20 protein-coding genes are annotated in these 19,805 nt (G+C 70.3%); 10 read left to right on the forward strand and 10 right to left on the reverse strand.

Translation table 11 applies throughout. The features are described 5' to 3' along the window. Positions 1-75: 75 nt before the first annotated feature. On the reverse strand, positions 76-387 hold the full coding sequence (locus PXH83_RS10245) for a hypothetical protein (RefSeq protein WP_274559082.1): 312 nt from the start codon (positions 385-387) through the stop codon (positions 76-78). A 147-nt stretch (positions 388-534) separates the two neighbouring features. Then, on the reverse strand, positions 535-2,886 hold the full coding sequence (locus PXH83_RS10250; RefSeq protein WP_274562754.1) for an immune inhibitor A domain-containing protein: 2,352 nt from the start codon (positions 2,884-2,886) through the stop codon (positions 535-537). 434 nt (positions 2,887-3,320) lie between these two features. Here PXH83_RS10250 and PXH83_RS10255 point away from each other — a divergent pair, with 434 nt between their 5' ends. After that, the gene (locus PXH83_RS10255) at positions 3,321-3,605 is read left to right on the forward strand and encodes a hypothetical protein (RefSeq protein ID WP_274559083.1); all 285 of its coding nucleotides are present in this window, start codon (positions 3,321-3,323) and stop codon (positions 3,603-3,605) included. Here the strand turns inward: PXH83_RS10255 and PXH83_RS10260 are convergent. Both PXH83_RS10260 and PXH83_RS10265 read right to left on the reverse strand, forming a co-directional pair. Further along, a complete protein-coding gene (locus PXH83_RS10260; protein ID WP_274559084.1) occupies positions 3,594-4,343 on the reverse strand; it encodes an RDD family protein in 750 nt (249 codons plus the stop codon). The two genes, PXH83_RS10255 and PXH83_RS10260, sit on opposite strands and share 12 nt — an antisense overlap. 347 nt (positions 4,344-4,690) lie before the next feature. Beyond that, positions 4,691-6,472, reverse strand: a complete 1,782-nt coding sequence (locus tag PXH83_RS10265; protein WP_274559085.1) for an RDD family protein — start codon at positions 6,470-6,472, stop codon at positions 4,691-4,693. A 233-nt stretch (positions 6,473-6,705) separates the two neighbouring features. Here PXH83_RS10265 and PXH83_RS10270 point away from each other — a divergent pair, with 233 nt between their 5' ends. Beyond that, the gene (locus PXH83_RS10270) at positions 6,706-7,182 is read left to right on the forward strand and encodes an SsgA family sporulation/cell division regulator (protein ID WP_274559086.1); all 477 of its coding nucleotides are present in this window, start codon (positions 6,706-6,708) and stop codon (positions 7,180-7,182) included. A gap of 28 nt (positions 7,183-7,210) precedes the next feature. Here PXH83_RS10270 and PXH83_RS10275 read toward each other — a convergent pair whose 3' ends face one another. Both PXH83_RS10275 and PXH83_RS10280 read right to left on the reverse strand, forming a co-directional pair. Next, positions 7,211-7,594 carry a VOC family protein gene (locus PXH83_RS10275; protein WP_274559087.1) on the reverse strand — a complete coding sequence of 128 codons (384 nt, stop codon included), beginning with the start codon at positions 7,592-7,594 and terminating at the stop codon, positions 7,211-7,213. Between the two features lie 309 nt (positions 7,595-7,903). Then, positions 7,904-9,271 carry an FAD-binding oxidoreductase gene (locus PXH83_RS10280; protein WP_274559088.1) on the reverse strand — a complete coding sequence of 456 codons (1,368 nt, stop codon included), beginning with the start codon at positions 9,269-9,271 and terminating at the stop codon, positions 7,904-7,906. Here PXH83_RS10280 and PXH83_RS10285 point away from each other — a divergent pair. Beyond that, entirely contained in the window at positions 9,270-10,883 is a 1,614-nt protein-coding gene (locus PXH83_RS10285; RefSeq protein WP_274559089.1) for a tetratricopeptide repeat protein, read from the forward strand. The two genes, PXH83_RS10280 and PXH83_RS10285, sit on opposite strands and share 2 nt — an antisense overlap. Positions 10,884-10,913: 30 nt before the next feature. Here PXH83_RS10285 and PXH83_RS10290 read toward each other — a convergent pair whose 3' ends face one another. Beyond that, complete coding sequence (locus PXH83_RS10290; RefSeq protein WP_274559090.1) at positions 10,914-11,843, reverse strand: phage baseplate protein; 930 nt, start codon at positions 11,841-11,843, stop codon at positions 10,914-10,916. A 93-nt stretch (positions 11,844-11,936) separates the two neighbouring features. Next, a complete protein-coding gene (gene hppD, locus PXH83_RS10295; RefSeq protein ID WP_274559091.1) occupies positions 11,937-13,085 on the reverse strand; it encodes a 4-hydroxyphenylpyruvate dioxygenase in 1,149 nt (382 codons plus the stop codon). A gap of 139 nt (positions 13,086-13,224) precedes the next feature. Between hppD and PXH83_RS10300 the strand changes: the two genes are divergently transcribed. The 7 genes from PXH83_RS10300 (at position 13,225) to PXH83_RS10330 (ending at position 18,364) form a co-directional block, all read left to right on the forward strand. Next, positions 13,225-13,704, forward strand: a complete 480-nt coding sequence (locus tag PXH83_RS10300; protein WP_274559092.1) for an Lrp/AsnC family transcriptional regulator — start codon at positions 13,225-13,227, stop codon at positions 13,702-13,704. A gap of 17 nt (positions 13,705-13,721) precedes the next feature. Continuing rightward, on the forward strand, positions 13,722-14,369 hold the full coding sequence (locus tag PXH83_RS10305) for an ABC transporter permease (RefSeq protein ID WP_274559093.1): 648 nt from the start codon (positions 13,722-13,724) through the stop codon (positions 14,367-14,369). Positions 14,370-14,421: 52 nt separating this feature from the next. Then, positions 14,422-15,129, forward strand: coding sequence for an ABC transporter permease (locus PXH83_RS10310; RefSeq protein WP_274562755.1), 708 nt, complete (start codon positions 14,422-14,424; stop codon positions 15,127-15,129). Further along, the gene (locus tag PXH83_RS10315; RefSeq protein WP_274559094.1) at positions 15,126-16,136 is read left to right on the forward strand and encodes a glycine betaine ABC transporter substrate-binding protein; all 1,011 of its coding nucleotides are present in this window, start codon (positions 15,126-15,128) and stop codon (positions 16,134-16,136) included. The genes PXH83_RS10310 and PXH83_RS10315 overlap by 4 nt, the downstream gene beginning before the upstream one ends. A 119-nt stretch (positions 16,137-16,255) precedes the next feature. Beyond that, on the forward strand, positions 16,256-16,858 hold the full coding sequence (locus PXH83_RS10320) for an ArsR/SmtB family transcription factor (protein ID WP_274559095.1): 603 nt from the start codon (positions 16,256-16,258) through the stop codon (positions 16,856-16,858). 16 nt (positions 16,859-16,874) lie between these two features. Next, on the forward strand, positions 16,875-17,063 hold the full coding sequence (locus tag PXH83_RS10325; RefSeq protein WP_274559096.1) for a hypothetical protein: 189 nt from the start codon (positions 16,875-16,877) through the stop codon (positions 17,061-17,063). After that, positions 17,060-18,364, forward strand: coding sequence for an MFS transporter (locus PXH83_RS10330; RefSeq protein WP_274559097.1), 1,305 nt, complete (start codon positions 17,060-17,062; stop codon positions 18,362-18,364). Before PXH83_RS10325 ends, PXH83_RS10330 begins: the two co-directional genes overlap by 4 nt. On the opposite strand, the gene PXH83_RS10335 is transcribed toward PXH83_RS10330, so the two are convergent. After that, the gene (locus PXH83_RS10335) at positions 18,300-19,091 is read right to left on the reverse strand and encodes a S16 family serine protease (protein ID WP_274559098.1); all 792 of its coding nucleotides are present in this window, start codon (positions 19,089-19,091) and stop codon (positions 18,300-18,302) included. The two genes, PXH83_RS10330 and PXH83_RS10335, sit on opposite strands and share 65 nt — an antisense overlap. Before the next feature lie 54 nt (positions 19,092-19,145). Next, a complete protein-coding gene (locus PXH83_RS10340) occupies positions 19,146-19,793 on the reverse strand; it encodes an IclR family transcriptional regulator (protein WP_274559099.1) in 648 nt (215 codons plus the stop codon). Positions 19,794-19,805 lie beyond the last annotated feature (12 nt).

The raw sequence follows: 19,805 nt of genomic DNA on the forward strand, positions 1-19,805 counted from the left end.
GTGCCTGTCCGCACGCCCGGCCTACCCGTTCTCACGCCCCGGCCTACGCGTCGTCTACGCCGGGCGTGCCGGTGCTCACGCCGGGCGTACGGGTCTGAGCAGCGCCCGTATCGGGTGCCACAGCTCCGAGGTCGTCTGCGGCGCCGCGCGCCACAGCAGGCCGTCCGGATGGTGCAGGACCGCCGTGATCTCGTCCAGCGTCGGGGGATGGGCGTTGCCCCGCAGGTAGACGGCGCGCAGTCCGAGATTCCGCAGCCTGGTCAGGGCGCGGGCTCGGTTCGCGGAGTGGACCAGGACGCGGACCTTGCCGTCGTCGCCCCCTGGGCTGGGCAGGGTCAGAGCGACGACCACACTGCCGCCAGGGAGCCGTACATAACCACCGGACATGCCTGTCAATCCCCCGTAAGACGTCGTGTCAATAAGAGCTGGGCAAGAGCATCTAAACGTGAACGGCCGCCGCCCGCTAGAGGGCGACGGCCGATCATGTTTTGACCTGCGGTTATACAGGGGGCCTGGGGGCGTCCCCCAGAAAACTCAGTACTTCGCGGAGGGGCCGACCTTCACCGTCATCGTCGAGCCACTCTTCGGCTCGCTGACGATCGAGATCTTGGTGTTGGTGTCAGGGACCTCCACACCCGCGGTCGGGTTCTCCTTGTACCAGTACGTCCCCTTACGGTCGTCGAAGACCGGGACGCCCTTCTGCGACTTCAGGTCCAGCGGCACGTCCGCGTTGTGCAGCGTGAACGCGTCCGTCCGGTACTTGCTGAAGGTCGAGTCGAAGGTCTGGATCTTGTTCCGCATCAACTTGCCGTCCGCCCACTTCAGCGGCTTGGCGTGCGCGTCGACCGGCAGGATCAGGCCCTTGCCGTGGTGCTGGCTGGTGTTGTTGTCCTTCTGGGAGGTGTCCCAGAGCCAGACCAGCAGGCCGTTCTGGTACGGGTAGTGCTCGACCCAGCTGGGACGGGTCGTGGCGAAGCCGAAGTTGTACGGGCCGGCCTTGAGGGTCTTGTCGTACGACACGTACTGGCGGTTCTCGGCCAGGTAGTACTGCTCGTACGCCTTGGTGAAGGACTCACCGATGCGCGAGAAGCCCTTGGCGGTCCAGCCGTTGTCGTCGCCCTCGGCGTTGTCCGTGAACAGCGGGGCGCCGTCCGCGGTCACCGTGATGGCGTCGGCCGCGAAGCCCTTGCCGCCCGCGCCGCCGTCGGTCTGGTAGCGGAAGCGGAGGTCGATCTTCTTGCCCGCGTACGCGTCCAGCGGGAACGCCAGCTTCTTGTACGCGCCGCCCTCACCGGTCAGGCCGGGCTTGTCGGCGGCGTCGCGCGGCAGCGCCTTGCCGTCCGCGGTGCCGTCGACGGCGTCCCATGTCTTGCCCGCGTCGGTCGAGACCTCGGCGTACAGCCAGTCGTACTCGGCCTCGATGTCCCACCAGCCCTGCAGCGACAGGCCGGCCTTGGCCTTGCCGGTGAGGTCGACGGACCGCGTCAGGGTGTTCTTGAGGTCGTCACCCATGTCGCTCCACCACTGCTTGGAGCCCTCGGCGGGCTTCACGACAGTCGTGGTGACGGGCTTCTTCGGCAGCTCGACGACGAGCGCCTGCGGGTTCCTGGTGTTGTACGCCGAAACGCCCAGCTTGTGCGTCGACTTCTTCGCGGCCTTGGCCTTGTCGTAGTCGAGCCAGCCCAGCTGGAGCTTGTCCCAGGCCGTCATGTCGCCCGGCAGGTCGCCGATTTCGTTCTTGGCCTTGCCGAGCCAGGAACCGGCCGACATCAGTGACCAGAAGCCGACGTTGTTGTCGCCCTTGCCGCTGGTGTCGTACAGGTCGGGCAGGCCCAGGTCGTGGCCGTACTCGTGGGCGAAGACGCCGAGGCCGCCGTTCTCGGGCTGCATCGTGTAGTCGCCGACCCAGATGCCGGTCTTGCCGATCTGGGCGCCGCCGGCCGGGTTGTTCGCGGGGCCGGTCTTGCCGGCGTCCGTGCCGTACGCGTACCAGCGGTGCGCCCAGAGCGCGTTCTCGCCCTCCGTGCCGCCGCCCGCCGACTCGTCCTCGCCCGCGTGGACGATCTGGAAGTGGTCGATGTAGCCGTCCGACTCGTTGAAGTTGCCGTCCGAGTCGAAGTCGTAGCGGTCCCAGAGGTCGTACTTGGCGAGCTGCGCCTTGATCTCGGCGTCGCTCTTGCCGGCGGCCTTCTGGGCCTCGGTCCAGGCGGTCACGCCGTCGCGGACGGCGTCCCACACGTTGGAGCAGTTGCTGCTGCCGCAGTAGTTGGAGCCGTAACGGGCCTCGTTGTAGTCGACCTTGACCCAGTCGGAGACCTCGCCGTCGACCGAGTAACGGCCGGACGAGGTCTTCTCGTAGTAGGTCTTGAGCGAGTCCTTGCCCTTGCCCGTACCGAAATACAGGTCCTGGAAGTGCTTCTGGTTGTAATCCTTCTGCCAGGCCGTGGAGTTGTCCTGCGCACGGTCCGGCTCGGCTATCCGGTTGTGCGCCGGTCCGGCCTCGCCCCCGTACTTCTTCACGGGCGGCTTCGGTCCGTCGCCGTCCGGGTCGAACATCGTGGTGTTGTCGACCTTGTCGCCGAACTCCACCAGGATCGTGAAGATCTTGTCGGTCTTCTCCCGGCCGAGCTCGACGTACTTCTTGTCGTCGAGCTTCACGACCTTGGAGCCGCCGCGGCGCTGCACCGTGGCGTCCCCGGATATGACCTGTTCGAGCGCAGCCTGGCGCTCGGCGTCCTGCTGCTCGCTGAACGGGCCTTCGAGATCGTGCTCGACATGGTCTTTGGCCGGCGCCGGGTCACGACGCTCGATGCCTGCCGAGCCGGCCGACTTGTCGTCGGCCTGAGCGGTGGCGAACGCCGACGCCGTCGCGGCGGTCGCGGCCATGGCCACGACTACGGCGGCGGCTCTGATCCGCCCTCTGTTGGTGGTCACTTGATGAATGTCCTCCCCCGCGGCCGCGTCACACGGACCGTATGTGAGGGGTTCCGCGCGCGACACGCGTCTCAAGTGACGACATTCGACCGGAGTTGCCGAAGAAAAGACAGATCTTGACTTGGGCAGCCCAAGTGCACTATGCAGACTTCCACTTCCGCATTCCGGACACCTTTGATCAGGTTCGAAGGGCGCGTCGATCTCACCTGATGAGATACGGAATGACTCCGTGCGCCCCCGATGCACCGGCACCGTGGGTTAGGTCACGCTTACTGCCGGTTCCGTGCGGGCAGTCACCGTCGTAGAGTCGCTCGACAGTGCGACCCGGTTGCCCGGTCGAGAGACCCTTTTTGCTCCCCATCGCTGCTCCGAGGACGGATATCGCCATGCCGCGTCCGACTGCCGCACAGTGTGCCTACGGTTCGGCCACCGTCATCTTCTCGACGCTCGCCATGCTGCTCCTTTCCCAGACCGCTTCCGGCATCGGCATCGCGGTCATCGCGCTCGCGGCGCTCGCCCTGGGAGTGCTGGTCGCGCTGACCGTTCCCATGCCGAAGACGGCGCGTACGGTGCGGTGTACGACTCGCGGGAGTGCGAGTCCTACGCCGGACCGTACGGCCGTCTCCGAAGCGGTCAGCGGGGCGCGGGTGCCGACGCACTCACGTGGTTGACACGACCACGGTTTTGCCCGCCTTGTCGTGCAGCCCCTGCTTGTAGGGCTTGTCGACCAGCACCATCACCAGGTTGATGAGCCACCAGAGACAGAAGCAGCAGACCAGGGCAGGCACCCACAGCACGACGGAACGCAGAAGTGAGGCGCTGATCTCCGGGACCATGCCGCTGTTGAGCATCGCTACGCGCAGGTTCATGAGCCGCTTGCCGACGGTCTGGCCGCCGCTCCTGGTGGTCATGTAGGCGTCGTACGCGATGTACGCGGCCATGGTGATGAGCTGCCACGCCAGTGACTTGCCGCCGGTCATCTGGGTGGAGATCTCGTCCCAGTCGTCGCCGTTGTAGGCATCGAACATGCCGAGCAGCCAGCCGAGCAGGGACAGCGGGACGCCGACGATCAGTACGTCGATGATGCGGGCCACGATGCGCTTGCCGAGGGGGGCGAGCGGCGGCATCCCGGCGAGCGGGTCGGCGGCGCCGCCGCTGTAGGGCGGGGGCGGGGTGCCGTACGGGGGGCCGCCGCCGTAGGGACCGCCGTCGTAAGGGCCGCCGCCGCCCGGTCCGGCGGGGCCGCCCGGTCCGCCAGGTCCGTACGGTCCCCCGGCCCCGCCCGCGCCGCCCTGTCCTCCTGCTCCGCCCGGTCCGCCCTCTCCGCCCGGCGGCGGTTCCTGCGGCGGCTTCTTGAGGAACGGGTCGTCATCGGACGGCTGGCCGGGCGGCGGCTGGTCGGTGCTCATAACCGCAGTCGACCGCGACCGCCCGCCGTCCGCATCCGGTCGGGTGCCGTTCGGGGGATGGACGGGTTAGGGGGTGTCCGGCGGAGCAGGCCGGCTTCAGGGTGCGGCGCCATATCAGCGCTGGTGAGCGGGGCTTGGTGCGTGCAGCTGCAAGGCGGAGGAGGGAGTCGACGCAATGGGGGTCCCCCCTGTTCGAGCGCAGTCGAGAACTTGGGGGAGTCGCCGACCGACGACAACGCCGGAGGGGGTCCCCCCTGGCCCTTAAGGCCTTGGGGGAGTGCGTGCCAAGCCCCGCGGCCCAGGCATGATCCGCCGGACACCCCCCTAGGCCCCCGCCTCACCCTCCGTCAGCTGTCGCTCGCCACGAACGTACGCGCCACCTTGTCGTGCCAGCACTGCCTCCACGGGCGGTCGAACAGGCACCACATGGCGTTGACGACACCGACGGCGAGGACGCCGAGCACGCCGTACACCAGCCAGCGCCGCAGCGCCGCCCAGAAGGCCGGGGGCTCGTGCGCCTCGATGTCCCGCACGTGCATACGGCACAGCTTCTTACCGAGCGTACGGCCCCACTTGACGGTCGGCAGCACCTCGTAGACCACTCCGAAGAGCAGGAACGCGGCGAGCACGATGCCGAGGTATCCGGCCGTCGTACCGTCGAGCAGCCATACGGTGACGGTCTCGCCGGAGAGCTTCGCCGCCTCGATCTTGCCGTCGACATGTGTGACGGCCTTCGATACGAGCGGTACGGCGACCGGGCCGACGACGGCCCCGAGGACCACCGTGTCGACGAGTCGCGCTGCAAGCCGCTTGCCGAGTCCGGCGGGCCTCGCCGCGGCCTGGGCCTGGGCGGCCTGCAGGAACGGGTCACTGACCGGCGGCTTCCAGGGCACGACGGGTTCCGAAGCGGGCGCGCCCTGGTCCGGCTGCGCCAGCCGGTGCACCTGCTGCGCCCACGAGGCGGCGCCACCACCGGCCCCGGACGCCACGGGGGCGCCCCCAGCGGCGCCTTGGGCGCCCTGCCCCTGCTGCGCCTGGCCGGGAGTCGAAGCACGGCCGGTGAGGGGGGCCTGTGCCTGGCCCTGTGCCTGTCCTTGTGCCTGGCCCGGGACTTGACGGGGGCTCTGCCCCTGGCCGGCGGCCGGGGCCCAGCTGGGGCCTTGGGCCTGACCCGCGCCGGCTGCCTGGCCGGAGGTCTGCTGGCCCTGCCCCGGGACGTGCGGCCGGGCCGGGGCGTGCGCCTGACCCGGGTTCTGGCCTGACGTGTGGGGCCCGCCCTGGCCCGGGACGTGCGGCCGATCGGGGCTCTGGCCCTGCCCCGCGCCTTGCGCCTGACCGGGGTTCTGGCCCGGAGGCCGGCCCTGGCCCGGGTTCTGCGGCGACGGGTTGGCGGGGGTGGGCCGGCCGGGGGTCTGGGGCTGCTGGGCGCCCGGGGTCATCGTCCTGATCGCCATCGTGCCGTCCGCCCTGGTCGTGCGGGCGGCCTCCTCCGCGCCCTGGCGCAGGGCGCGGATCGTGACCGTACCGTCGGCGGGAGGCTGTGCCTGTCCGGGCCTGCGTACGCCCGGCAGTGCACCCCGGCTGGGGTCGCCCGAGGCCGGGTCCTGCGTACCGCCACCGGAACCGGAGGCCGAAGCACCGCCTGCCCCTTGCTGCGGCGCCGGGTCGCCGGGGTCGGACGCCCCTGCGCGGGGGTCGCCCGCGCTCTGGGACGGGGTCCCCCGGCGTGGGTCGCCCGACGCGGCGTCCGGCTGCGAGGAGCCCCAGGAGACGCGGCGGTCGCGCTCGCCGCCGAAGCCCGTCTGGCGGGAGGTGTCCGCCTGCCAGGCCGACGCCGGTTCCGGGGCGTTTCCGTGCAGGTGCGCGCCTTCGGGCTCCTCGTCGAAGAAGAGCGGGCCGGTCTCCTCCACCGGAGACGGCGCGGACGGCGCGGACGGCGCGGTGGGCGCAGCGGACGTGGCGCCGCCCGGCGGGGGCGGCATCGCCTCGCCGTCGGCGGGCGCGGGGCGGCTGGTTCCGGGCACCCACGCGGCCCCGTTCCAGAACCGGACATATCCGGGGATGGACGGGTCGGGATAGTAGCCAGGAGTGGGGCTGCTGTCGCCGTTGGCCGGGGTGGGGGCGCTCATCACCGTGGTCCCGTATCTAGTCGATGGCCTCGTTATCGGGGTCCACATCTATCAGACCGCCGCAACGCGCCGGGCCCCTCCCGCCGGAAGCACTCCTTTCCGGGCATCCCTCCGGCCGTATGCGAAGTTCTTCAAGCAGGGGGTGAAAGTCGCGTAATGGAGCGAAGGGAAGCCCCTCTCTTCCCGTGAGGCCCGCTCCCGGGCCCCGTACCGGAGGAGAGGAAGGCACCCACATGAACACCGTCGTGGAACGCGAACTGGAGCTCAACCTGGTGCTGTCGCCCGAGCGCAGCATCCCCGTCCCGGCCCGGCTGACGTACCGCACGGACGACCCGTACGCCGTGCACGTCGCCTTCCACATCGGCTCCGACTCCCCCGTCAACTGGACCTTCGCGCGCGAGCTGCTCGTGGAGGGCGTGTTCAGGCCGTGCGGCCACGGCGACGTCCGCATCTGGCCGACCAAGATCGACTCTCGAAGCGTGATCTGCATGGCGCTGACGTCCCCCGACGGCGACGCCCTCCTGGAGGCACCGTCCGTGGCCGTCTCCGCCTGGCTGGAGCGGACGCTGCTGATGGTCCCGCCGGGGACGGAGACCGAGCAGCTCGGCATCGAAGAGGCGCTCGCCGAGCTGCTCGCGCCGTTGCCGGCCGACGATCTGTGGCTGCGGGACCCCTGGCCGTCGGACGAGTCGCAGGACGGGGAGGCGTGAGCCCTAGGGGGTGTCCGGTCGGTCTCCCCTAGTCGATCACGTACGTGTGCGTGATGAATTCGATGGAGTGGCCGTCGGGGTCGTCGACGTAGAAGCCGCGGCCCTGATGGTGGTGGTTGATCTCCTGCGGCTCCTGGTGGTACGGGTCGGCCCAGTACGGGAGCTCGCGCTCCCTGACGCGGGCGAAGATCTCGTCGAACTCTTCGTCGGGTACCAGGAATGCCAGGTGTTGCGAAACGATGCGCTCACTGTCGTCGTCGAGGTAGTCGAGGGTGACGCCGTTCTCCAGCGGGACACTGGCGAACGGGCCGAACGGCTTCGCCTCCGGGGCCCCGATCAGCTCCGTGAGGAACTGCGCGGCGGCGAAGCGGTCGCGGCTGCGGACGATGGTGTGGTCGAGACGGGCGGGCACGGTTCCTCCTCGTTGAGGCGGCTGCTGCTTGGCCTGCCCTTTCACGCTATGCGCACTGCCGTGTCCGCGAAATCGGGCTTTCGTCGTACGACACAAGCCGCAGCGGTCCTAGGGGGTGTCCGGTCGGTCTCCGCGGCGTCGCGGGGCTTGGCACGCACATCTGCGGCGTTGTCGTCGGTCGGCGACTCCCCCAAGTTCTCGACTGCGCTCGAACAGGGGGGACCCCCATCGCGTCGACTCCCTCCTCCGCCTTGCAGCTGCACGCACCAAGCCCCGCTCCTTCTCCCACGGAGACCGACCGGACACCCCCTAGAACATTTTGCCGGGATTGAGGATGCCGAGCGGGTCGAAAGTCGCCTTGACGCTGCGCTGCAACTCCAGTCCCACCGGTCCGAGTTCGCGGGCCAGCCAGTCCTTCTTGAGTACGCCGACTCCGTGCTCGCCGGTGATCGTGCCGCCGAGTTCCAGGCCGAGCGCCATGATCTCGTCGAAGGATTCGCGGGCACGCCGCGACTCGTCCTCGTCGGCGTGGTCGAAGCAGACGACGGGGTGCGTATTGCCGTCGCCCGCGTGCGCGCAGACGCCGATCGTGAGGTCGTACTTCTCGGCGATGACGGCGGTGCCCTCGATCATCGCGCCGAGCTTCGAGCGCGGTACGCACACGTCGTCGATCATCGTCGCGGTCTTGACGGCTTCGAGCGCGGTGAGCGACATCCGCCGTGCCTGGAGGAGCAGTTCCGACTCGGCGGCGTCTTCGGCGGGCACAACCTCGGTGGCGCCGGCCGCGGTGCACAGTGCGCCGACGGCGGCGAGGTCGGCGGCCGGCTCTGGGGTGTCGAAGGCAGCGAGCAGGAGTGCCTCGGTGGACTCGGGGAGGCCCATGTTGGCCATCTTGTTGACGGCGCGCAGGGTCGTACGGTCCATGAGTTCGAGGAGGGACGGGGCGTGGCCGCGCGCCATGATCTCGCAGACGGCCTCGCAGGCGGCGGCCGCGGACGGGAACTCGGCGGCGAGTGCGAGCTGCTCGGTCGGGGCGGGCCTGAGCGCGAGCACGGCCTTGACGACGATGCCGAGGCTGCCTTCGGATCCGACGAAGAGCCGGGTGAGGTCGTAGCCGGCGACGCCCTTGGCCGTGCGCCGTCCCGTGGTCAGGAGGCGGCCGTCCGCGAGTACGACGTCGAGCCCGAGGACGTACTCGGCCGTCACGCCGTACTTGACGCAGCACAGGCCGCCGGATGCCGTGCCGATGTTGCCGCCGATGGTGCACATTTCCCAACTGGAGGGATCCGGCGGGTAGTAGAGCCCCTGCTCGGCGACGGCGCGCGACAGGACCGCGTTGATGACGCCCGGCTCGACGACCGCGATCCGGTCGACGGCGCTGATCTCCAGGATGCGGTCCATCCTGGAGAGGGACAGGGCGATGCATCCGTCGGTCGCGTTCGCGCCGCCGGAGAGGCCCGTACGGGCGCCCTGCGGGACGACGGGGACGCGCAGCGCGGTCGCGGTGCGCATGATGTGCTGGACCTGCTCGACGGTGCGTGGCAGGGCGACGACGGCCGGTGCGCCGGCTTCGCAGAAGCTCGCCATGTCGTTGGCGTACGAGGCCGTGATGTCCGGGTCGGTGATCAGGGCGTCGTCGGGGAGGCCCGCACGCAGCTGTACGAGAAGATCGTCCATGGTCCCAGCCTGGCACTCGGGGGCCATCGGTGTGAACCCGTCAGCGATCCGGTTCGCACGGCTGGGTGTGCTCTTCGTACTGCCGCAGAGTGATCGCATGATCGCCATGGAGACGGCACAGCAGACGGCACAGCGAGTGAAGCGCCGCCGGTCCACGGTCGCAGTGCTCGCGGGCGCGGCGGTGCTGGTCGCGGGGGCCGCGGGGCTGCTGACACTCGTACTGTCGGCGGGGAACCAGGGCCCGCCGCCCCCGCCCGGGCCCGCCGGCCGGGCGATGGCCGCCGTCGGGGCGGTGGGGGCGGGCAGTCCGGCCTCTGCCTCCGACCTGGGCGCGCTGATCGGCGACCGCCGGACGTGGCTGCGCAGGCACCCCCACGACGACAGTTCCTGGGCCGTGCTCGGCTCCGCATATCTGGAGCGGGGCCGGTGGACGGGCGACCCGGGGGACTATCCGCTCGCGGAGCGGGCCCTGCGGCGTTCGCTCTCCGTACGGCCGGAGGAGAGCGGCAACCTGGACGCAATGGTCGGGCTCGCGGCGCTGGCGCATGCGCGGGGCGACTACCGGGTGGCGAAGCACTACGGCGAGATGGTACGGGCGCGCTCGCCGCAGCGCTGGACGACGTACGCCGTGCTGAGCGACGCGTACAGCCGCCTGGGCGACCAGAAGGCGGCCACCACGGCGGTGGAGAAGCTGGGGGCGCTGGGGGCGGCGCCGGGCTACACGGTGGGGCGGCTGTCGGCGGAGGTGTACTGGAACCGCGGCTGGCGGGAGGACGCGGCGGCGGCGCTCTCCGACGCGACGGCGCTGGCCGCCACGCCGGCGGAGAAGGCGGCCGGGCTGAACCGCATGGGCGACCTGGCGTGGGAGCGCGGCGAGGCGCAGGAGGCGCTGGGTCACTACGAGACGGCGCTCGGAGTCGCCCCCGGCCACGGGCGGGCACTGGCGGGCCGCGCGCGGGTCCTGGCGTCACTGGGCCTGACGGACGAGGCGGAGCGCGTGTACCGGGCGGCGCTCGCTGCTCTGCCGGTACCTGAACTGGGGCTGGAGTACGGGGAGTTGCTGGAGTCGCGGGGGAAGGCGGACGAGGCGGCGGAGCAGTACGCGCTGGTGCGGGCGAGGGTGACGTTGGGGGCGGTGCGTGGGCGCACCGGCTCGGACTCGGGCTCCGGTCCCGGGTCCGGTGCCGGCTCCGGTGAGCTGCTGCTCGGGCTCCTGGACGCGGACCACGGTGACCCGGGGGCGGCGGTCGCGCGGCTGCGGGCGGAGTGGAAGCGGCATCCGAATGCGTACGTCGCGGATGCGCTCGGGTGGGCGCTGTACCGGGACGGTGATTCGGACGGCGAGGAGGCGCTGAAGTACGCCCGCAAGGCGACGGATCAGGGGCTGCGCAGTGCGGTGTTCCTGTACCACCTGGGGGAGATCGAGATGCACCTGGGCAAGGACGGCGCGGCCCGGCGCCACTTGGCGGAGGCACTGCGCGTGAACCCGTCGTTCTCGCCGCTGCTGGCGCCGAGGGCGCGGGAGGCGCTGGGGGCGCTGGGTGAGCCGGCGGAGGGTGGGCCGCGGGATGTGTACGGCCGCGCCCCTACGGTGCGGGCGGCGCAGCGTTAGGGCGCCTGCGGGGCATACGTGCCCATCCCGCTACCTCCGCTCCTTGTAGTAGATCGAGTACCGCCGCTCCCCCACTCCCCCCGACGCAAACCCCATGCACAACCGCGCCCTCGTCGTACGCCGTACCGCCAGGCCCTCCGGCTCCCGGTAGTCGAGCGAGTAGCCCGCCTCCGTGCGGGACCGCTGGATGAGCTTGCCCGTGCGTATGTCGATGCACGAGACGTACGTATTGCCGTGTCCCGAGGGGGGATTACCGGTGCCGTACGGATCGCCCGCCAGCTGGTAGAGGTAGTTGCCGTGCAGGGCGAAGCCCTGGAAGTCGGCGTCCGGGTCGGGGTGCGCGGCGGCCTGGGGGAAGTCGTGGAGCGGCTTCGTGAAGTCGCCCGCGACCGCGCGGCCGAGCGAGAAGACCCGGTAGCGGACCTTGCCCGCGATGCGGTGGCGGACCGCGATGCGCTTGGTGCCCATGTCCACGGACGGCTGGTTCGCGGTGGAGCCGGCGACCGGGTAGCGAGTGGATTCCGCCGAGCTGCGGCGTACCTGCCGGTCCACGAAGCGGAACCGCGTGATGCCGCGCCCGAACGCCCCGGACTCCGCGACCCGCCCGTCCGACTCGGTCCAGATCCAGGTCGCACCCGCCGCGTCGCGCTCGACACCCATACCCACGCCGTGGCCGTGTCCGAGCAGATACATGTGTCCCAACCGCCGGCCACTGAAGTCCAGTTGGTTCAGGCACATGTCGCCACGCTGCCGACGCTCCGTACCGGAGTACGCACGCGGCTCGCCCGCGAGCCTGATGCCGCCCTGCATCACCTGGAGGACGTACAGCCGCTGACGCGCGTCGTCGAAGGCGAAGGACTGGAGGACGGTGGTGTTCTTGAGCGTCTTCTTCCAGTGCCAGCGCTCGGACGGCACTGCTAAGTCGATACGTCCGTCGTCGCCACTACTCACATCCGCCATGGTCATGACTAACCATAACGGCCAACTGCCCAACGGGTCAGGGCCCGTCGGACAGTTGGCCGTGCTGTGTCGCCGTGCGTGCGCGGCAGAAGGTCAGAGGTTGCCGCGCTTCTCCTGCTCGCGCTCGATCGCCTCGAAGAGCGCCTTGAAGTTGCCCTTGCCGAAGCCCATCGAGCCGTGCCGCTCGATCATCTCGAAGAAGACGGTCGGGCGGTCCTGGACCGGCTTGGTGAAGATCTGCAGCAGGTAGCCGTCCTCGTCGCGGTCGACGAGGATCTTCAGCTCGCGCAGCGTCTCCACAGGCACGCGGGTCTCGCCCGCCCAGTCGCCGAGAGTGTCGTAGTACGAGTCGGGGGTGTCCAGGAAGGCGACTCCGGCCGCGCGCATGGAGCGTACGGTCGCGACGATGTCGTTCGTGGCCAGGGCGATGTGCTGCACGCCCGCGCCGCCGTAGAACTCCAGGTACTCGTCGATCTGCGACTTCTTCTTCGCGATCGCGGGCTCGTTGATCGGGAACTTGACCTTCAAGGTCCCGTCGGCGACGACCTTCGACATGAGCGCGGAGTACTCGGTGGCGATGTCGTCGCCCACGAACTCCTTCATGTTGGTGAAGCCCATGACCTTGTTGTAGAAGGCGACCCAGTCGTTCATCTTTCCGAGCTCGACATTGCCGACGCAGTGGTCGATCGCCTGGAAGGTCCGCTTGGCCGGCGGCTCCACGATGGGCTGCGCGGCGACGAAGCCCGGCAGGTACGGGCCGTCGTAGCGGCCGCGCTCGACCAGCGTGTGGCGGGTCTTGCCGTACGTCGCGATGGAGGCCAGGACGACGATGCCGTGCTCGTCCTTGACCTCGTGCGGCTCCTCGATGCCGCGTGCGCCGTGCTCCACCGCGTAGGCGTACGCGGCACGCGCGTCCGGGACCTCGATGGCGAGGTCGACGACGCCGTCGCCATGCTCGGCGACATGGTCGGCGAGGAAGCGGCCGTGGTCGGTGGTGGCCTTGATGACGGAGGTGAGAACAAAGCGGGCTGCGCCATTGGTCAGGACGTAACTCGCGGTCTCGCGGCTGCCGTTCTCCGGTCCGGAGTAAGCGACGAGCTTCATGCCGAAGGCCGTGGAGTAGTAGTGCGCGGCCTGCTTGGCGTTGCCGACGGCGAAGACGACAGCGTCCATTCCCTTGACCGGGAAGGGATCGGCCTCGCGCGCGGTGCTGGGGGTGGTCCGGTGCGTTGTCTCAGTCATGGCGGCAGAGTCTCTCCGTATCGCATGCTGCGCAATAGTTCGCCGAAGGGCTGGTCAATCTGCACAGTGAATGGACAGTATGGAAGGGCTATCTGTACAGGATGACCACTCGAAGAGCAGGGACCGAGAGGCGGCGACCATGCCCACGGACGGGATCGACGAACTGGACGGCAGGCTCATCGTGCTGCTCGCGCGCGAGCCGAGGATCGGGATGCTGGAGGCGTCCCGGCGGCTCGGGGTGGCGCGCGGGACCGTACAGGCGCGGATGGACCGGCTTCAGTCCAATGGAGTCATCCGCGGGTTCGGCCCGGACGTCGATCCGGCGGCGCTCGGCTATCCGGTGACGGCCTTCGCAACGCTGGAGATCAAACAGGGCCAGGGCGCCGATGTACGGGCCCATTTGGCCACCGTCCCCGAGGTGCTGGAGCTGCACACCACCACCGGGCACGGCGACATGCTGTGCCGCCTGGTGGCCCGCTCCAATGCCGATCTTCAACGTGTGATCGACCGGGTTGTCGGTTTTGATGGCATCGTGCGGGCGTCCACGGCGATTGTCATGGAAAATCCCGTTCCGCTGCGGATCATTCCGCTCGTGGAACAGGCGTCCGGCTCGTCCTGACGTCCGAGGAGTGGCCCGTGGATTTCTGGGAGTACCTCGGCAGTCGCCACCAGCAGCTGCTGACGGACGCCTACCAGCACGCGAGCGCGGTCTTCCAGTGCATGGTCGTGGCCACCCTGCTGGGTGTCCTGATCGGCGCCCTGACGTACCGGAGCGAGTGGGCCGCCAACCTTGCCACGACGACCGCCTCCACCGTCCTGGTGATCCCCTCGCTCGCGGTGATCGGCCTGCTGATCCCGGTCGTGGGTCCGGGCGTGGCTCCCACGGTCGTCGCGCTCACCCTGTTCGGGCTGCTGCCCGTCGTCTGCGGCGCGATCGTCGGGCTGCGGGGCGTCGATCCCGCCCTCGTCGACGCCGCCAAGGGCATCGGCATGTCGCGCCTCGCCCGGGTGGCGCGGATCGAACTGCCGCTCGCCTGGCCGCCGATCCTCGCCGGGATCCGTGTGTCCACGCGGCTGCTGACGGGCATCGCCGCGATCGCCGCGTACGCCTCCGGGCCCGGCCTCGGCCATGAGATCTTCCGCGGCCTCGCCTCCCCGGGCAGCAAGAACGCGACCCACCAGGTGCTCGCGGGCACGCTCGGCACCATCGCCCTGGCTCTGATTTTCGACGCCGTGTACGTGCTGGTCGGGCGCCTGACCATCCCGAGGAGGGTCCGTGTCTGAGACCAGGGACGAGTCGGTCGCCGCCGCTTTTCCGGCTGCCCCGGCCGCACGACTGCTGCCGTACCGCGTGACCTGGCAGATGCTGGTCGTCGTGCCGGGGGTTCTGGTGGCGCTCCTGCTGGCGACCTGGCTCTCGTACACCCACGCCGACCTGGACTCCGTGTCGCGCAGCGCGCTGGGCGGCGGCAATGTGTGGCTCCGCTTCAGCCGGCATGTCCAGCTGACCGTGATCTCCACCGTCTTCGCGCTCGCCGTCGCCGTCCCGCTCGGCATCCTGCTGACCCGCCCCGGCGCACGCCGCGCCGCGCCGCTGCTGACGGCCTGCGCGAACGTCTGGCGGGCGACACCGGCGATCGGCCTGCTGGCACTGCTGGTGATCTGGCTGGGCGTCGGCGAGTGGGCGGCGCTGATCGGCATCACCCTGTACGCGGTCCTGCCGGTCCTCTCCGGCACCGTCGCCCGTCTGAAGGCGGACGAGCCGACGCCCCTGGGGGCCGTGGCCGTCGTCCAGCTCGTCCTCGCGGGCGCACGGACCGCGCTGGTCCTGAACGTCGGCACGGCCACGCTCGCCGCCTTTGTCGGGGGCGGCGGCCTCGGTGACCTGATCGCCACCGGGATCACCGAACAGCGGATGCCGGTACTGCTCCTGGGCTGCGTCCTGACGGTGGCGCTGGCGCTGTTCGTGGACTGGCTGGCATCGATCGCGGAACTGCTGCTGCGGCCGCGTGAGCCGGAGGCGGAGGCGGAGGCGGGCCGATGAAACGGCGGATGCGGCGGCGGGCGGGGCGTACACGCGACGACGCTGCACGCCTGCTGGCTGCCGCCCTGGCCGTGGGCGCGGCGGTCGCCGGGTGCGGGCTGGCCGGCGGGAGCCCGCTGGTGGACGACGTGAAGCCGGGATCGGTCGGCAGGGGCCTGCCGCTGGAGGGCGCCGAACTGACAGTGACGTCGAAGGAGTTCACCGAGCAGCTGATCCTCGGGCAGATCCTCGCCCTTGCCTTGGAGGCGGCGGGCGCGGACGTACGCGACAGGACGGGGATCCAGGGGGCGGTCGGCGCCCGCGAGGCCGTGGCGAGGGGCGACGCGGATGTGATGTACGAGTACACGGGCACGGCGTGGACCACCTACCTCGGCAGCGAACGCCCGTTCGCCGATCCGCGGCAGCAGTGGCAGGCGCTTCGCGAGGCGGACCTGAAGAACGGCATCACCTGGCTGCCGCCGGCCGCCCTGAACAACACGTACGCCCTGGCGACGAGCCCGGCGAACGCGAAGAAGTACCGGACGAAGACGCTGTCGGAGGTGGCGGCGCTGTCGAAGAAGGACCCGTCGGCGGTGACGCTGTGCGTGGAGAACGATTTCGCCGCGCGGGACGACGGGCTGAACGGCATGAGGAAGGCGTACGCGATGGGCGTACCGGCGGGCGCCGTCGCGACGATGGACGGCGGGACGGTCTACACCCGCTTGTCGGAGGGCGGCTCCTGCACCTACGGCGAGGTGTTCACGACCGACGGCCGCATCAAGGCGATGGGCCTCACGGTGATGACCGACGACAGGCACTTCTTCCCCAACTACAACGCGGCCCCCGAGATCAACAGCAAGTCCCTGAAGAAGTACCCGGCGATGGCGGACGTCCTCGGCCCGATCACGAAGAAGCTGGACAACGCGGTGGCGCGGGAGCTGAACGCGAGGGTGGACGTGGACGGGGAGGATCCGCACTCGGTGGCGAAGGAGTGGCTGGTGCGAGAGGGCTTCGTCAGGGCGGGCTAGGCGGCGGCGTCCGCAAGAAGTCCGCGGCAAGGGAGCCTGCCGCTGCAAAGAGTCCCTTGCAAAGGATCCGATGCAAAGAAATTGTTGCAACGAAACCTTTGCAAGTCTAGGGTGAGGGCATGGCCGAACCCGAAGTACCGGAAGAACGCAAAGAGTTCGACGAGCCCGACCTCCGCGTACTGGACGCCCGTTCGCTGCGCGGTCTCGCGCATCCGCTGCGGATTCAGCTGCTGCTGTCGCTCCGCCACGACGGCCCCGCCACCGCCTCCCAACTGGCCGAGCGCCTCGGCGAGTCCAGCGGCGCCACCAGCTATCACCTGCGCCAGCTCGCCGCCCACGGCTTCGTCGAGGACGACCCGGAGCGCGGCAAAGGCCGCGAGCGGTGGTGGAAGGCGACACAGGAAGGGACCATCTTCAGCAGGGAGTTGCACCGCAGCCCCGATCCCGCCGTACGCGGAGCCGCGGACCTCTACCTGCACGAGATCGCGAACATCCACACCCAGGAGCTCGGCACCTGGCTCGGCACCTCGCGCGAATGGCCCGAGGAATGGGCCGGCAGCTCGGACATGAGCGACTTCACGCTCCAGCTCACCCCTGAGCAGTTGAGGGAGCTGAACGAGAAGATGCGCGAGCTCATCAACAGCTACAACGGACTGTCCGACGAAGGCTCCGCCCAAGTCCGCCTGCATACACACTCGTTCCCCCGCCGACCCACGGACTGAGAGGGACCCACCCGCCATGCACCCCGATATACACCTCCAGCTCCACCACCAGCGCGCCGCCGAACTTCAGCACGAAGCCGCCGAGTACGCCCGGCTCCCCCGCCCCGCGTCGCGACATCTGCGCACCCGGCTCGGCTGGACCATGGTCGAGCTCGGCCTGCGTCTCGCCCAGCACCCTCCCGCCCGGCCGGCTCGTATCGCATGACCGTCAAGGGGGGACGGAAGCCATTCGCCGCCGTACTGGCCGCCAACGCCGTGTCCATAGCGGGCACTTCGCTCACCATGATCGGCGTCCCGTGGTTCGTGCTCGACACCACGGGCAGCGCCGGCCGGGCCGGCGTCGTCGCCTTCTGCGCGACGCTGCCGGTCGTCGTCTCCGCGCTCGTCGGCGGGCCGCTGATCGACCGCATCGGCCGCCGCCGTGTCTCCATCGCCTCCGACCTGGTGTGCGGCCTCGCCGTCGGCGCGATCCCGCTGCTGCACTACGCCGGCGCGCTGGAGTTCTGGATGCTGTGCGCCCTGATGGCGCTCGGCGGCCTCGCCCATACGCCGGGCATGACCGCCCGTTACGTCCTCGTCCCCGACCTCGCCGCCCACGCCGGCACCACCCTCGCCCGCGCGGCCAGCCTCTTTGAGGGCGTCTCGCGCGGGGCCCGCATGATCGGCGCCGCGCTCGCGGGCGTACTGATCGCGCTGCTCGGCGCCGAGGCGGTGCTGCTGCTCGACGCGGCGACGTTCGCGGTGTCGGCGCTGCTGGTCGCGGCGGGGGTACGGGGCGTACGGGCGGCCGAGCCGCAGAAGACCGCGGCGCCGGTGTCATTCACGATGTACCGCACGGAACTTCGCGAGGGGTACGTCTTCCTTCTCCGCCACCGCCTCCTCCTGGCCATAGTCCTGATGGTGATGCTCACCAACGGCCTCGACCAGGGCTGGAGTGCGGTCCTGCTGCCCGTCCACGCCAAGGACAACCTGGGCGGCGCAACGGACCTCGGCATGCTCGCGGCGATCTTCGGCGGCTGCGCGCTGCTCGGCGCCCTGCTCTACGGGGCGGTCGGCGAGCGTTTCCCGCGCCGGGTGGTCTTCACGGTCGCGTTCCTGCTCTGCGGGCTGCCGCGCTTCGTCGTCGCGGCGCTGGTGGACGGGACGGTCCCGCTGGCCGTGACGATGGCGGCGGGCGGTCTGGCCGCCGGGATGCTCAACCCGATCCTGACGACGGTGACGTACGAACGCGTCCCGCAGGAGCTGCGCAGCCGCGTCGGCGGCGTGTCCACGGCCGGCTGCGAGCTGACGATGCCGTTGGGCGGTCTCGCGGCGGGGCTGCTGGTCGAGGAGGCGGGGCTGGTGACGGCGCTGCTGGTGGTCGGCGGGGCGTACTTCCTGGCGACGCTGAGCCCGGTGATCTTCCCGTCCTGGCGCACGATGGACGAAGCGAGGCCGGCTCCTAGCAGCTCGGGACCTTCCCGTCCTTCTGCGCCAGCGCCTGAAGCGCCTGCACCGCGTCCTTGAGCGTCGTCACGGGCACCAGGCGCAGCCCGTCGGGCAGATCGGCCTGAGCCTGCGAGCACTCGCCCTTCGGCACTAGGAAGACCGTCGCCCCGTCGCGCCTGGCGGCCTGCGTCTTGAGCGGTACGCCGCCGACCTCGCCGACCTTGCCGTCGGAGGTGATCGTGCCCGTACCGGCGATGTTGCGGCCGCCGGTCAGGTCGCCGCCGGAGCCGTCGCCGTCGAGCTTGTCGACGATGCCGAGGGAGAAGAGCAGCCCGGCGCTGGGGCCGCCGATGTCGGCGAGCTCCAGGTCGACCTTCACCTGGTCCTTGCTCTTGCCGAGGTGAGCGAGGGCGGCGTCGACGGCGGTGTTCTGCGACTTCTCCATCGCGGCGATGTTGTGCTTGGCGATCTCGGCGTCGCTGTTGCCGGTGGGGTAGACCGCTTCCTTGGGCATGACAGCCCGGTCGCTCCTGAACCACGCGTCGACGACCTGCCCGAGGTCGATGTCGACGGACGGCCCTGTCGCCACGATCGTCGTCATCCGCAACTGACCGGTGGTCTTGCGGACCGGCGCCCCTGTGACGGTAATCACCGGCTCGCCCTTGTTCTCACCCAGGACGTTCGCGGTGCTGCCGGGCTGCGCGAGGACATACGGCAGGGGCGCGAAGGCGGCCACGGCCGTGAGCGCGGCGACGGGGGCCGCGCAGAGGGCGAGGACGCTGATACGGGAGAGACGTGAGAGCACGCCCCCAATCTAACGGGAGCGCACTCCTTAACTTCCTCCCCGCCCTCACCGCCCTCACCGCAAAGCGTCGGCGACCTCGCGAGCCGCGTCGACCACACGCGGCCCCACCCGCTCCGGGATCGTGTCGGCCAGCATGACCACGCCGACGCTGCCCTCCAGGCCCGTCACCCCGACCAGCGGCGCGGCGGCGCCGCTCGCGCCCGCCTCCAGTTCGCCGTGCGTGAGTGTGAAGCCGTCCTGGCCGTCGGCGAGGGCGCCCTGGCGGGCGGAGAGGATCGCCCGGCCCGCCGCGCCCCTGTCCAGCGGGTGACGGAAGCCTGTGCGGTACGCCACGTGGTAGTCCGTCCACGTCGGCTCGACGACCGCGACCGCGAGCGCCTCCGCGCCGTCGACCAGGGTCAGGTGCGCGGTGGCACCTATGTCCTCGGCGAGCGAACGCAGCGCGGGCAGCGCGGCCTCCCGTACGAGCGGGTGGACCTGACGGCTCAGGCGGAGCACGCCGAGGCCGACGCGGGCGCGTCCGCCTATGTCGCGGCGTACGAGCGCGTGCTGCTCCAGGGTCGCGAGCAGCCGGTATACGACGGTGCGGTTCACACCGAGTTTGTTCGAAAGCTCGGTGACGGTCAGACCGTGGTCGGTGTCGGCGAGCAGCTTGAGGACACGTAGTCCCCGGTCGAGCGTCTGGGAGGTTTCCGCAGTCACGACGCCCTCTCC

Source organism: Streptomyces spiramyceticus (genome assembly GCF_028807635.1).
In the GTDB taxonomy this organism is placed as follows: domain Bacteria; phylum Actinomycetota; class Actinomycetes; order Streptomycetales; family Streptomycetaceae; genus Streptomyces; species Streptomyces spiramyceticus.